The sequence below is a fragment of the Pseudomonas sp. A39 genome, from assembly GCF_058145955.1.
The window spans coordinates 1-12433 of sequence record NZ_JBYVMD010000082.1 but is presented as its reverse complement, the minus strand read 5'-3'; the positions used below and the strand labels follow the sequence as shown (position 1 = coordinate 12433).

Genomic DNA, 12433 nt, shown 5'->3' with positions numbered 1-12433 from the left:
TGCGGCAGGGGCCTTGGGGGTGGCGGGGGATGGTGTTGGGGTGGGCGGTTTTGTTGGTGTTGTTTGTTGGGGGGGTTGGGTACATATCCGTTGTTTAGGTCATGGCTAACCCGGCGTCCTGCCGGGTTACCCACGCTCCAAAGCCTGCGTTCGGCCAGCGTGTTTGACGGAGCGCCTCAGATCAAGATCAAAAGCACGGCGGCCTGGTAGCCGACCGGTTTCTAACTGTCGATCTCGGTTAAATGTGGGAGGGGGCTTGCTCCCGATAGCAGTGGGGCAGTGACAGATGCATTAGCTGACACACCGCCATCGGGGGCAAGCCCCCTCCCACAGTTTGATCTCCATACATCAGGTAGATATCAGCCTGATTTTGATCTTGATCTTAGTGCCGAGTGTTGGGGCAAGAGCCTTTGTACTCAATCTTCTTGATCGCCATCAAGCACTTTTCCCACCTCACCTTCCTATCATGACCCCCGCCAAGCCATGAGGAAGACGACCATGTCAGAGACCTTCACCAAGGGCATGGCCAGGAATATCTACTTCGGAGGAAGCGTGTTCTTCTTCCTGATTTTCCTGGCCCTGACCTACCACACCGAACAAACCTTTCCCTCCCGCAGCAACGCCGACCAACTCACCGAATCGGTGGTGCGGGGCAAGGGTGTGTGGGAGCGCAATAACTGCGTCGGCTGCCACACCCTGTTGGGCGAGGGCGCGTACTTTGCGCCGGAGCTGGGCAATGTGTTCCAGCGTCGGGGCGGGGAAGAGGGGTTCAAACCGTTCCTGCACGCCTGGATGAAGATGCAACCCCTCGGTGTGCCAGGACGGCGGGCCATGCCGCAATTCAACCTCGATGACCAGGAAGTGAATGATCTGTCCGAGTTCCTCAAATGGAGCTCGAAGATCGACACCAACAACTGGCCACCGAACAAGGAGGGCTGAGCCATGCGCAGCGCCAATCCCTATCTGAAGTTCCAATCCCAGGCCGTGGCCAAACCCTATTTTGTGTTTGCCTTGATGCTGTTTGTCGGCCAGGTGCTGTTTGGCCTGATCATGGGCCTGCAATACGTGGTGGGTGACTTTCTGTTCCCGCTGATCCCCTTCAACGTGGCGCGGATGGTCCATACCAACCTGCTGATCGTGTGGCTGCTGTTCGGCTTCATGGGCGCCGCCTACTACCTGGTGCCCGAGGAGGCGGATCGCGAGTTGCACAGCCCGAAACTGGCGATCCTGTTGTTCTGGGTGTTCGCCGTGGCGGGGGTGTTGACCATCCTCGGTTACCTGCTGGTGCCGTATGCGGCGCTGGCCAAGCTGACGCATAACGAACTGCTGCCGACCATGGGCCGTGAATTCCTTGAGCAACCCACCATCACCAAAATGGGCATCGTGGTGGTGTGCCTGGGCTTTCTCTACAACATCGGCATGACCCTGCTCAAGGGCCGCAAGACCACCGTGAGCATGGTGATGATGACCGGGCTGATCGGCCTGGCGGTGTTTTTCCTGTTCTCGTTCTATAACCCCGGCAACCTGGCGCGCGACAAGTTTTACTGGTGGTGGGTGGTGCACCTTTGGGTGGAAGGCGTGTGGGAATTGATCATGGGCTCGATGCTGGCGTTCGTACTCATCAAGGTCACCGGCGTCGACCGCGAAGTCGTGGAGAAGTGGCTGTACGTGATCATCGCCATGGCCTTGATCACCGGCATCATCGGTACCGGGCACCACTTTTTCTGGATCGGTGCGCCGCAAGTGTGGTTATGGGTCGGTTCGATTTTCTCCGCCTTGGAGCCCTTGCCGTTCCTGGCAATGGTGATGTTCGCCTTCACCATGGTCAAACGGCGGCGGCGCCAGCATCCCAACCGCGCGGCCACGCTGTGGGCCAAGGGCACCACGGTGACGGCGTTCTTCGGCGCCGGGGTGTGGGGCTTCCTGCACACCCTGGCACCGGTCAACTTTTACACCCACGGCACTCAGCTCACGGCGGCGCATGGTCACCTGGCGTTTTTCGGCGCCTACGCCATGATCGTGATGACCTTGATCAGCTACGCCATGCCTCGCCTGCGCGGCCTCGGTGAAGCACCGGATGCGCGCTCGCAGACCATCGAAATCTGGGGCTTCTGGCTGATGGTGTTGTCGATGGTGATGATTACCCTATTCCTCACCGCCGCCGGCGTGGTGCAGGTGTGGTTGCAACGCTGGCCCGTGGACGGAGCGGCGCTGCCGTTCATGGCCACGGTGGAACATCTGACCGCATTGTTCTGGGCACGGTTGGCCAGCGGCGTGGTGTTCCTGCTCGGGTTGCTCTGCTACCTGTACAGCTTCCGGCAACGGCGCAGTGTGGCCGGTGCGCCGGCGCCCATTGTGTATTGATCGTCAATCCCCAAGAGGGCGGCCCGGCTGGTACAGCGGGCCGTTTTACGTTTGGAGCAACCCCCATGGCCTTTACCCTGGAACTCGAAGAGTGGGTCGGCAGCGCCTGGCACCGCTTCATCACACGGCGCGCCCGCGTGGACTTCCCCGAGGCGCAGGTGCAGTTAGCCGACCGCCAGCGCAGCCTGGCGCTGCTGTTTCGTGCCCTCGGCGGTGCCGGTGGCATCGCCCTGGAGGCGGCCGGCGAGCGCGATGTGTTGCTGCGCCGCAACCTGCTGATGCGCATCGCCGGCACCTGCAGGCACGCGCCACTGGCCTCCTGTGACGGCAGCCGCTTGCGTTTGCCGGCCAGCCTGGCGGTATTTCCCGAGGCTGCACTCAACCAGGAACTGTACCGCTGGCTGGCGCTGCTCGCCGCGCAGTCGGGCCCCATGACCCATTGGGCGCGGGATAACCAGCGCTGGACCTGGCTGCTGTTGCAACGCTACCCGGTCCTGCTGCCCAGCTACCGGCGCCTGGTGCACGCCCATATCGCACTGCGCCCCGACCCCGCCAGCCTGCGCCCCGACGAAGCGGCCCTGGAGAAAGCCTTGCGCAAGGCCCTGCGCGAACCCGGCAGCGTGCGCAACCTGCCGCGCAGCGAGCGCGCCCCGTGGCCGTTGCCGTTGTGGCTGTACCCGCCGCTGCACCTGGACGCGCCACAAAGCGCAGACCTGGACGACGAAGGCGACGACCTGTCGACAACGCCCGGCGAGCAACACGGCGCGCCTAAACGCGCGACCCGGCTGGACGACAACAGCCGTGACGGCGGCCTGCTGGTGGTGCGGCTGGAAAACCTGTTCAGTTGGACCGAACACGTCGACCTCGACCGCTGGACCGACGACAGCCAAGACCCTGACGCTGCCCGCGTCGCCGAAGACCTCGACCAACTGAGCCTGTCACGCCAGCGTGTGCGCAAGAGCGGCGGCTTGAAGCTGCACCTGGACCTGCCACCGGCCGACGTCGACGACATCCCCCTTGGCCAAGGCATCAAGTTGCCCGAATGGGACTATCGCCAACAACGCCTGCTGGACGACTTCGTCAACCTGCAGCCGATGCATCCGCGCCTCGATGCGCCGCAACCCTTGCCCGCGCGGCTGCACGCTCAGGCCCAGCGCCTGCGTCGGCAATTCCAGCACCTGCGCACCGACCGCCAGTGGCTGCGCCAGCAACCCCAGGGCAGCGAACTCGACCTGCAGGCCTGGCTGGATTTTCATGTGGAGCGCCAACACGGCGCCTGTGCCGAACGCGGCCTGTTCATGGAGCAACGCCACAGCCACCGCGACCTGGCGTGCCTGCTGCTGGCGGACCTGTCGATGTCCACCGACGCGCACTTGAACGACACGCAAAAAGTCATCGACGTGATTCGCGACAGCCTGTTGTTGTTCGGCGAAAGCCTGGCAGGCGCCGGCGATCGTTTTGCGCTGTACGGGTTTTCGTCCCTGCGTCGGCACCAGGTGCGTTTGCAGGTGCTCAAGTCGTTCGACCAGCCCTACGACGACCGCATTCGCGGTGCGATCCAGGGGCTTAAACCAGGTTACTACACACGCATGGGCGCCGCGATTCGCCAGGCCACCCGGCTGCTGGGTACCTGCAAGCAACGGCGCAAACTGCTGTTGTTACTCACCGATGGCAAGCCCAATGACTTGGACCTGTACGAGGGCCGCTATGGCGTGGAAGACACGCGCCAAGCGGTGATAGAGGCGCGGCGACAGGGCTTGATCCCGTTCTGCATCACCATCGACAAACAGGCCGGCAACTACCTGCCGTACCTGTTCGGTGCCCATGGCTTCACCCTGATCCGCCAGCCGGAGCAGTTGCCCCAGCGCTTGCCCCAGCTGTACCGGCAGCTCACTGAACGTCAGTAGATATCCCGGGGGAGCCAGAAGAACATCGCGATGCAAAACAGCGTGAGGCCCAGGCAACACCATTGGAAGCGGATTAACCGTCGCGCTAGGGCGCGTGCCTCGGCTTCGGGCAACGGCATGGCGCAGCCTTCGCAGCTGTCGCGCTCCATGGCATTGCGGTGTTGGCAATACAGGCAGGTTTTCACTCGAATTGTTCCAGGCGTTGCCGGTCGAGAATGGCGATCTGGCGCGCGTCCTGGGTGATGATGTTCTCGTCGATCAAGCGCCGGATAATCCGCGAAAACGTCTCCGGTTGGATCGACAAGTGCCCGGCGATCAGTTGCTTGGCCATCGGCAGTTCGAAGTGGGTTTCGTCTGCCGGCAAGTGCATCAACTGGGTCAGCAGGTAGCGCACCACACGGTGGGTGGCGTTTTTCAGCGACAACGTGTCGATCTCGTTGACCCGCTGGTGCAGGCGTACGCACAGCTTGCCCAGCAGGGCGAACGTCAGGCGGCTGTTGCTGTGCAGCAGGCGCATATACGTGGCGTTGGACAGGCGATACAGCTGGGTCGGGCACACCGCTTCGGCGCACGCCACATAATTGGGAGTGTCCATCAGCATCATCGCTTCGGCGAAGGTCTGGCGCTCGCCGATCACTTCAAACACCTTCTCCTGGCCGTCCGGGGTCAGGCGGTAGATCTTCACCGCACCGGCAATCACGAAATAGAACGCATCGGCGGGCTCGCCCTGGCGGAACAGCGGCTCACCCTTGTCGACGCTGAGCAACTGGCTGCTGCTCATCAGCTCACTCAATTGCGCCTCGTCCATGGGCTCGAACAGGTGGTGGCTGCGCAGGATCTGATGGTGCACGCGATGCAACACGCGGTGCACATCCTTGAGCGGTGGCAGCGCGGCGTTCATATCAGCACCAGTGACAGGCCGCTGGCCGCTGCCAGCATGGAACCCAGGATCACAAACCAGGCAAGCGGGACGCAGGCGTTTTTCATCATGGCTCCATGGCGCAGGTTAAACGGGGATGATGCCGGTGAGGGTACGCCTACGGCACGGGCCGCGACTTGATCTGCGACAAGGGCAACGCGCGCGCATAAGCGCAAGATCAGCGCAGTGATGAATTGAGGAGCCTTGGCATGCACGTACTGGATCGGCGCAAAGCGATGTCGATAACACCGCTGTTTCGCCTGGCCTTTCGGCCGTTTTTCCTCGGCGCCTGCCTGCTGGCGGCGCTGGCGATTCCCCTCTGGCTGCTGGCCCTCAGCGGCGCCACCGGCACCTGGCAGCCCGCCGGGGGTTGGCTGGCGTGGCACCGGCATGAGTTGTTGTTCGGCTTCGGGCTGGCAATCATCGCCGGGTTCCTGCTGACGGCGGTGCAAACCTGGACCGGTCGCCCCGGCCTCAGCGGCACGCCGTTGGCCCTGTTGGCGGCCTTGTGGCTGGCCGCGCGCCTGGGCTGGCTGCTCAACGTGCCGTGGCCGCTGCTGGCGCTGCTGGAACTGAGCTTCCCGCTGGCCGTGGCCGGGGTGATGGGCTGGACACTGTGGAAGGTCCGGCAGACGCGTAACTACCCGATTGTGCTGGTGCTGGTGTTGCTGGCCGTGGCGGATGGGTTGTCGCTATACGGGCTGTGGCGCCATGACGAAGGCGGGCAGCGCCTGTCGGTGCTGACGGGGCTGTGGCTGGTGGCCGCCATGATGGGGCTGATCGGTGGCCGCGTGATTCCGTTCTTCACCCAGCGCGGCCTGGGCCGGGTTGACCCCGTCAAGCCTTGGCCTTGGCTGGACCGCTTGCTGCTCGGCGGCTCGATCCTGGTGGCGCTGCTCTACGCCAGCGGCTTGGCCCTGTTTCCAACCCCCTGGAGCGGCGCGTTGTTTGTCGCGCTGGGCCTGGGGCATCTGCTGCGCCTGGCGCGCTGGCATGACCGCGGCCTGTGGCGCGTGCCGCTGCTGTGGTCGTTGCACCTGGCGTATGCCTGGCTGGCCGTGGCGTGCCTGGGCATGGCGCTGTGGCATTTCGGCGCGCCGCTCAATCCCAGCCTGGCGGTGCATGCGCTGACCATCGGCGCCATGGCCGGGTTGATCCTGGCGATGATCGCGCGGGTCAGCCTCGGCCATACCGGCCGGCCTTTGCAGCCGCCGGGCGGGATGACCCTGGCCTTTGCGCTGCTGAACCTGGCCTGTGTGTGCCGCGTCGTGCTGGTGTTGGCCTGGCCGTTGGCGGCCTTGTGGTTGGCGGGCCTGTGCTGGACTGTTGGGCTGGGCCTGTACCTGTGGCGCTACGGGCCGATGCTGTGGCTGGCGCGGGTCGACGGGCATCCCGGTTAGGAGACACACATGCTGTATGCCTGGTTGTTGATTGTGCATCTGCTGGCGGCCATCGCGTTTATCGGCACGCTGTTTTTCGACGTGGTGATCTGGCACAGCGCCCGAGAGGAACTGGCCTGGTCGGCGCAGTTTACCTCCGAGCAGGCCATCGCCCGGCGTTCGCGGCGGGTACTGCACCTGGTGGTGATCGTGCTGTACGGCGCGGGTCTCGGCCTGGCGTGGCACTACTGGGGCATCGCCTGGAACAGCCGCTTCGGGTTGATGTTGAGCCTGAAAGTCCTGCTGGCCCTGAGCATCATCGGGCATTACCTGTTGCTCGCGTACTGGCTGTCGCACAAGTGCTTGAGCCCCCGGAGAGCGCTGTGGATCCGGCGCAGCATCCTGGGGCACATGGTAGTGATCGTGATTCTGGCGAAGTGGATGTTGCGTTGATCAACTCGCCGAGTTCGACAGACACAATACCCGTCGCCCTGCGGCGTCATGCCGCGGGCGGTTGTTGATCGCGGTCAAGGGATAACGCAGCAGTAGTTCCCACACTGTGGCGAACTTTCTGGAGGATCGCGTCATGCCCCTGTCCCTTGCGCAATTGCGCCGTAACTACACCCTCTATGGCTTGCGTGACGAGAACGCGCAGGCGGATCCGTTGGTGCTGTTCGGCCAGTGGCTGGGCCAGGCGCGCAAGACGGAAGTGCCGCCGGCCGAGGCCAATAGCATGGCCTTGGCCACGGTGGACAGCCAAGGACATGCCCATTGCCGCATCCTCTTGCTCAAGGGGTTCAGCGCCGAGGGTTTTATCTTTTTTGGCCATTACCACAGCGCCAAGGGCCAGGAACTGGCGAGTAATCCCCATGCGGCCATGACGTTTTTCTGGCCGGGCCTGGAGCGTCAGGTGCGCATTGAGGGCCCGGTGGTGCAGGCGGGGGCGCAGCTGTCGGATGACTATTTCGACGCGCGCCCGGTCGCCAGTCAGTTGGGCGCCTGGGCTTCACCACAGAGCCAACCCCTGGCCCATCGCAGCGAGCTGGAAAGCCGCTTGCGTGAGGTCACGCAACGCTTCGCCGGGCGCCAGCCGCCACGGCCCGACAACTGGGGCGGCTATTGCCTGCAACCCCGGCGCATCGAGTTCTGGCAGGGCCGCCCCGACCGCCTGCATGACCGTCTCGACTACCGCCTGCACGACGGCCACTGGCAGTGCACGCGCCTGGCCCCCTAACGGCATACCTCCTCCGAGGAATAGGCCCTGCGCCCATTGCGGCGCAGGCTGAGTGCAACTTTCTTCACGCCTGGAGCCTTGATCATGGCCCATCTGACCCAACGCAGTTTTGTCTCGCTGAATATCGCGGTACTGACCATCAGCGACACGCGCACCTATGACACCGACACCTCGGGGCAAACCCTGGTGGACCGCCTGCAACGTGCCGGCCACGTGTTGATCGACCGCGGCATTGTGCTGGACGACATCTACCAGATCCGCGCGCGCGTCTCGCAGTGGATCGCCGACCCTCAGGTGCAAGTGGTCCTGATGACCGGCGGCACCGGTTTTACCGCTCGGGACAACACGCCCCAGGCCGTGATGCCGTTGCTGGACAAGTCCGTGGACGGTTTCGGCGAGCTGTTCCGCCAGGTGTCCCTGGCGGAAATCGGCATGTCGACCCTGCAATCCCGTGCCCTGGCCGGCATCAGCAACGGTGTGCTGGTGTGCTGCATGCCCGGCTCTCCGGGCGCCTGTCGCACGGCCTGGGACCAGATTCTGCTTGGCCAGTTGGACAGTCGCACCGGCCCGTGCAACTTCGCGCCGCACCTCAAGCCTCAGAGCGATCAATCGCTTGGCGCGTGTGAGGCGCGGTCATGAGCGTGTGTGACAGCGGCGACCTGTTGCCGGTGGAGGAGGCCATCGCGCAATTGCTCGCCCAGGCGCCACCGCCACCGTCCACCGAAGTCATTCCCCTGGCCCAGGCCCTCGGGCGGGTGATCGCCGAGGACGTGTTCTCGCCCCTTGACCTGCCGGGTTGGGACAACAGCGCCATGGACGGTTACGCCCTGCGCGCGTTTGACGTGCCGGAGCAGGGCGGTTACCTGGAAGTGGCCGGACGCATCGCTGCTGGGCACAGTAGCGAGGTGCCGTTGCAAGCTGGGCAAACCATGCGGATCTTCACCGGTGCGCCGCTGCCCGTCGGCGCCGACAGCGTGATCCCGCAGGAGCGCTGCCGCGTGTATGGCCAGCGCATCTGGTGCCCACCGCTGCGCCTGGGTGACCACGTGCGCAAGCGCGGCGAGGAGCTGCAACGCGGGCAGTGCGTGTTGGGGGCGGGCAAGCGTCTGCGCGCCCAGGAAATCGGCCTGCTGGCGGCGGCGGGCATCCCGCGGGTGAAGGTCTATCGAGCGCTGCGGGTGTGCCTGCTCAGCAGCGGCGACGAATTGCGTGAACCGGGTGAGTCACTGGCGCCTGGGCAGATCTACAACAGCAACCGTTACCTCGTCGCGGCGTTGCTGCGTGGTTGGGGCGTGGAGGTGCACGATTACGGCGTGATGGCCGACGCCCTGGCAGCCAGTCGCGATGCACTGGCGCTGGCGTCCTCCGAATGCGACTTGCTGCTGACCACCGGCGGCGTGTCGGTGGGGGAGGAGGACCACCTCAAACAGGCCATTCAGGAACTCGGCAACGTGGATTTCTGGCGCCTGGCGATCCAGCCCGGCAAACCCCTGGCGTTCGGCCAAGTGGCCGGTAAACCTTGGATCGGCCTGCCGGGCAATCCCACCGCCGCGCTGGTCACCAGCTTGGTGGTGGTGCGCCCGTTCCTGCTGCGGGCCCAGGGCGTCGAGCAGGTGTTGCCGGCACCGATCAGTGTGCCGGCCGGTTTTGAATGGCTCAAACCCAACAAGCGCCGCCAGTATTTGCGCGCACGTTTGAGCCCTGGCAGCGATGGGCAATTGCGTGCGGTCCTGCACCCCCAGCAAAGCTCGGCGATGCTCGTCGCGGCTTGTTGGGCCGATGGCCTGGTGATCGTCGAGCGCGAGCAACAGGTGCTCAAAGGCGCGGCGGTGCCGTTCCTGTCCTTTGCCGATTTCCACTGAGGAGCCACCATGCAACTGGTCTGCCCGGCAGGTAACCTGCCTGCGCTGAAAGCCGCCGTGCGCCAAGGCGCCGATGCGGTGTACGTAGGGTTTCGCGATGACACCAATGCCCGGCATTTCGCCGGGTTGAACATGGACGACAAGCAGTTTGACGCCGCCGTCGCCCATATCCGCCAGCACCAGCGCAAGCTGTACGTGGCGGTGAATACCTACCCGCAACCGAAGATCTGGCCGCGTTGGCAACGTGCGGTGGACCGCGCCGCCGACCATGGCGTCGACGCGCTGATCGCCGGTGACCCCGGCGTGCTCGGCTATGCCGCCGAGCGCCATCCACAGTTGGCTCTGCACTTGTCGGTGCAGGGCTCGGCCACCCATGCGGCGGCGTTGCAGTTCTACGCTGAACGCTACGGCATCCGCCGCGCGGTGCTGCCACGGGTGCTGTCTTTGGCCCAGGTCAAGCAGGTGGCGGCCAGCAGCAGCGTGCCCATCGAAGTGTTCGGGTTTGGCAGCCTGTGCATCATGGCCGAAGGGCGTTGCCACTTGTCGTCCTACATCACCGGCGAGTCGCCCAACCTGTGCGGCGTGTGTTCACCGGCCAAGGCGGTACGCTGGAGCGACGACGCCGACGGCCTCAGCGCACGCCTGAGCGAAGTGCTGATCGACCGCTATACCCCCAACGAGCCCGCCGGCTACCCGACCCTGTGCAAAGGCCGGTTCCTGGTGGGCGGCAAGCGCTTCCATGCGCTGGAAGAACCCACCAGCCTCGACACCCTCGACCTGCTGCCCGAACTCAGCGCCATCGGTGTGGCGGCGGTGAAGATCGAAGGCCGGCAACGCAGCCCGGCCTATGTGGAACAAGTCACCCGCGTCTGGCGCGCCGCGCTCGACGCCCACCGCAGCAGCCCCGCCAACTTTGTGGTCAAGGACCAATGGCGCCAGGTGCTGGCCGGACTCTCCGAAGGCAGCCAGACCACCCTGGGTGCTTACCATCGTGCTTGGCAGTGAGGACACACAGATGAAACTCAGCCTCGGACCGGTGCTGTTTTATTGGGATAAGGAACACCTGGGGCGCTTCTACGCGGACATGGCCAGCTTGCCCCTGGACGTGATCTACCTGGGCGAAACCGTGTGCTCCAAACGCCGCGCGTTCAACCTGGATCAATGGTTGGGTTTGGGCCGTGAATTGCAGGCCTGCAGCTCGGCGCAGATCGTGCTGTCGAGCCTGACTTTGATCGAAGCCGCCTCGGAACTGTCGAGCCTGCGCCGCCTGTGCGACAACGGCGAGTTGCTGGTCGAAGCCAACGACATGGGCGCGGTGCAGTTGCTGATCGAACGCAAATTGCCCTTCGTCGGCGGCCCGGCGCTCAACCTCTACAACGGCCATGCCTTGGTGCAATTGCTCGACGCGGGCATGCAACGCTGGGTGCCGCCGGTGGAATGTTCCCACGGCCTGATCGCCGACGTGCTGGAACAGGTGCGTGAATTGGGGCGGCCGTTGCCCGAAGTCGAGATCTTCGCCTACGGCCATCTGCCCCTGGCGTACTCAGCCCGCTGCTTCACCGCGCGTGCAGAAAACCGGCCGAAGGATGACTGCCAGTTCTGCTGCATCAACTACCCGGACGGCATGGCCTTGACCAGCCAGGAAGGGCAGGCGTTGTTCACCTTGAACGGGATTCAGACCCTGTCGGCCGATGTCACTAACTTGCTGGCCGACTACCCTGGCTTGGTGTCGTGTGGGGCTGATCTGCTGCGCCTGAGCCCTCGGGCCGAGGGCATGACCGACGTGGTGCGCGCCTTCGACCAGGTACGCCAGGGCGCCACGCCGCCACTGTTTGTGGATGGCTGCAATGGTTACTGGCATGGCCAGGCCGGCATGTTGCGGGTTGAGGAGGTGGGGTTGTGTTGAGTCGCAAGCAATGGTTGCTCAAGGGGGCTGACCGGTTGTTGCCGTTGATACGGCGTGTGCCGTTTGCAGTGCAGCGTCTGGCCTTGCAGCAGGGTCTCAACCGCTGTTTGGCCGAGCCTTTGCGTGAGGGTGGGTTTGAGTTGTTGCGGGGACGCTGGATGTGTTTGCGTATTCCTGATTTGGGGTTGTGCTGGTACCTGACCTTGGGGCGGGAGGGATTGCGGATTGCCTCGCAGGCGCAGGCCCAGGTGACCATCAGTGGCAATTGGCGGGAGTTTTTGCTGCTGGCCAGCCGGCAGGAAGATCCGGATACGTTGTTTTTTCGGCGGCGGTTGGTGATCGAGGGGGATACGGAGTTGGGGTTGGGGTTGAAGAACTTGATAGACAGTCTGGATCCGGATGTGTTGCCGGTTTGGTTGTGGCAGGGGCTTGAGCGGGCGGGGCGGGGGGGGGCGGTTTGAACTGTGGGCAGATCCGTTGTTTAGGTAACGGCTGGTAGGGGTTCCGCCCTTACGGCGGGTCACTTTTGAAGGAGCCCAAAAGTAACCAAAAGGCTCTTGCCCCAACACTCGGCACCTCGCTCACGCTCGGTGTGCCCGTAATCCGACAGGTATTTGGGGGGCCGCCGCCACGCGCCATCCATGGCGCGGGGCGGCTAAACCGGCATCCCTGCCGGTTTACCCCCCAAATCCCTGCCGAATTCCGGCCAGCGTGTTTGACGGGGCGCCCCAGATCAAGATCAAAAGCAAGAGCACGGCGGCCTGGTAGCCGACCTGAGTGGTGTGGAGCAAAGGCAAACGCGGCGGCCTTAAAGCCGACCGGAGTTGCGTCTGTCGATCGCGGTCCAAATGTGGGAGGGGGC

13 protein-coding genes are annotated in these 12433 nt (G+C 64.2%); 11 read left to right on the top strand and 2 right to left on the bottom strand.

Features of this window, described 5'->3' with window-relative positions; genetic code table 11:
• Nucleotides 1-498 precede the first annotated feature (498 nt).
• From AC3ZU9_RS30430 to AC3ZU9_RS30420, 3 genes are all read left to right on the top strand, one after another.
• Nucleotides 499-939 (top strand): c-type cytochrome, encoded by a 441-nt coding sequence (locus AC3ZU9_RS30430; RefSeq protein ID WP_064052256.1) that lies wholly within the window; start codon nt 499-501, stop codon nt 937-939.
• A 3-nt stretch (nt 940-942) separates the two neighbouring features.
• The gene (locus tag AC3ZU9_RS30425; RefSeq protein WP_122811159.1) at nt 943-2364 is read left to right on the top strand and encodes a cbb3-type cytochrome c oxidase subunit I; all 1422 of its coding nucleotides are present in this window, start codon (nt 943-945) and stop codon (nt 2362-2364) included.
• Between the two features lie 65 nt (nt 2365-2429).
• A complete protein-coding gene (locus AC3ZU9_RS30420) occupies nt 2430-4271 on the top strand; it encodes a nitric oxide reductase activation protein NorD (protein ID WP_102060759.1) in 1842 nt (613 codons plus the stop codon).
• Here AC3ZU9_RS30420 and AC3ZU9_RS30415 read toward each other — a convergent pair.
• The gene (locus AC3ZU9_RS30415) at nt 4265-4456 is read right to left on the bottom strand and encodes a protein DnrP (RefSeq protein ID WP_122811161.1); all 192 of its coding nucleotides are present in this window, start codon (nt 4454-4456) and stop codon (nt 4265-4267) included. The genes AC3ZU9_RS30420 and AC3ZU9_RS30415 overlap by 7 nt on opposite strands.
• The gene (locus AC3ZU9_RS30410) at nt 4453-5172 is read right to left on the bottom strand and encodes a Crp/Fnr family transcriptional regulator (RefSeq protein ID WP_490091744.1); all 720 of its coding nucleotides are present in this window, start codon (nt 5170-5172) and stop codon (nt 4453-4455) included. The genes AC3ZU9_RS30415 and AC3ZU9_RS30410 overlap by 4 nt, the downstream gene beginning before the upstream one ends.
• 227 nt (nt 5173-5399) lie before the next feature.
• Here AC3ZU9_RS30410 and AC3ZU9_RS30405 point away from each other — a divergent pair, with 227 nt between their 5' ends.
• From AC3ZU9_RS30405 to ubiT, 8 genes are all read left to right on the top strand, one after another.
• Nucleotides 5400-6590: an NnrS family protein gene (locus tag AC3ZU9_RS30405; RefSeq protein ID WP_490091743.1), complete on the top strand. Its 1191-nt coding sequence runs from the start codon at nt 5400-5402 to the stop codon at nt 6588-6590.
• Between the two features lie 9 nt (nt 6591-6599).
• Entirely contained in the window at nt 6600-7022 is a 423-nt protein-coding gene (locus AC3ZU9_RS30400) for a hypothetical protein (protein ID WP_064052251.1), read from the top strand.
• A 133-nt stretch (nt 7023-7155) separates the two neighbouring features.
• Nucleotides 7156-7803 (top strand): pyridoxamine 5'-phosphate oxidase, encoded by a 648-nt coding sequence (pdxH, locus tag AC3ZU9_RS30395; protein ID WP_064052249.1) that lies wholly within the window; start codon nt 7156-7158, stop codon nt 7801-7803.
• A gap of 84 nt (nt 7804-7887) precedes the next feature.
• On the top strand, nt 7888-8442 hold the full coding sequence (gene moaB / locus AC3ZU9_RS30390; RefSeq protein ID WP_490091742.1) for a molybdenum cofactor biosynthesis protein B: 555 nt from the start codon (nt 7888-7890) through the stop codon (nt 8440-8442).
• Entirely contained in the window at nt 8439-9665 is a 1227-nt protein-coding gene (locus AC3ZU9_RS30385; RefSeq protein WP_102060754.1) for a molybdopterin molybdotransferase MoeA, read from the top strand. The genes moaB and AC3ZU9_RS30385 overlap by 4 nt, the downstream gene beginning before the upstream one ends.
• A 9-nt stretch (nt 9666-9674) precedes the next feature.
• Entirely contained in the window at nt 9675-10670 is a 996-nt protein-coding gene (gene ubiU, locus AC3ZU9_RS30380; RefSeq protein WP_102060753.1) for a ubiquinone anaerobic biosynthesis protein UbiU, read from the top strand.
• 10 nt (nt 10671-10680) lie between these two features.
• Nucleotides 10681-11571, top strand: coding sequence for a U32 family peptidase (locus AC3ZU9_RS30375; RefSeq protein ID WP_102060752.1), 891 nt, complete (start codon nt 10681-10683; stop codon nt 11569-11571).
• Complete coding sequence (ubiT, locus tag AC3ZU9_RS30370) at nt 11565-12032, top strand: ubiquinone anaerobic biosynthesis accessory factor UbiT (protein WP_490091741.1); 468 nt, start codon at nt 11565-11567, stop codon at nt 12030-12032. The genes AC3ZU9_RS30375 and ubiT overlap by 7 nt, the downstream gene beginning before the upstream one ends.
• Nucleotides 12033-12433: the final 401 nt, after the last annotated feature.

Excerpts from the sequence above, each read along its gene's own strand:
- AC3ZU9_RS30430 (WP_064052256.1), top strand. The coding sequence starts at position 499 with ATGTCAGAGACCTTCACCAAGGGCATGGCCAGGAATATCTACTTCGGA.
- AC3ZU9_RS30425 (WP_122811159.1), top strand. The coding sequence starts at position 943 with ATGCGCAGCGCCAATCCCTATCTGAAGTTCCAATCCCAGGCCGTGGCC.
- AC3ZU9_RS30420 (WP_102060759.1), top strand. The coding sequence starts at position 2,430 with ATGGCCTTTACCCTGGAACTCGAAGAGTGGGTCGGCAGCGCCTGGCAC.
- AC3ZU9_RS30410 (WP_490091744.1), bottom strand. The coding sequence starts at position 5,172 with ATGAACGCCGCGCTGCCACCGCTCAAGGATGTGCACCGCGTGTTGCAT.
- AC3ZU9_RS30405 (WP_490091743.1), top strand. The coding sequence starts at position 5,400 with ATGCACGTACTGGATCGGCGCAAAGCGATGTCGATAACACCGCTGTTT.
- AC3ZU9_RS30400 (WP_064052251.1), top strand. The coding sequence starts at position 6,600 with ATGCTGTATGCCTGGTTGTTGATTGTGCATCTGCTGGCGGCCATCGCG.
- pdxH (WP_064052249.1), top strand. The coding sequence starts at position 7,156 with ATGCCCCTGTCCCTTGCGCAATTGCGCCGTAACTACACCCTCTATGGC.
- moaB (WP_490091742.1), top strand. The coding sequence starts at position 7,888 with ATGGCCCATCTGACCCAACGCAGTTTTGTCTCGCTGAATATCGCGGTA.
- AC3ZU9_RS30385 (WP_102060754.1), top strand. The coding sequence starts at position 8,439 with ATGAGCGTGTGTGACAGCGGCGACCTGTTGCCGGTGGAGGAGGCCATC.
- ubiU (WP_102060753.1), top strand. The coding sequence starts at position 9,675 with ATGCAACTGGTCTGCCCGGCAGGTAACCTGCCTGCGCTGAAAGCCGCC.
- AC3ZU9_RS30375 (WP_102060752.1), top strand. The coding sequence starts at position 10,681 with ATGAAACTCAGCCTCGGACCGGTGCTGTTTTATTGGGATAAGGAACAC.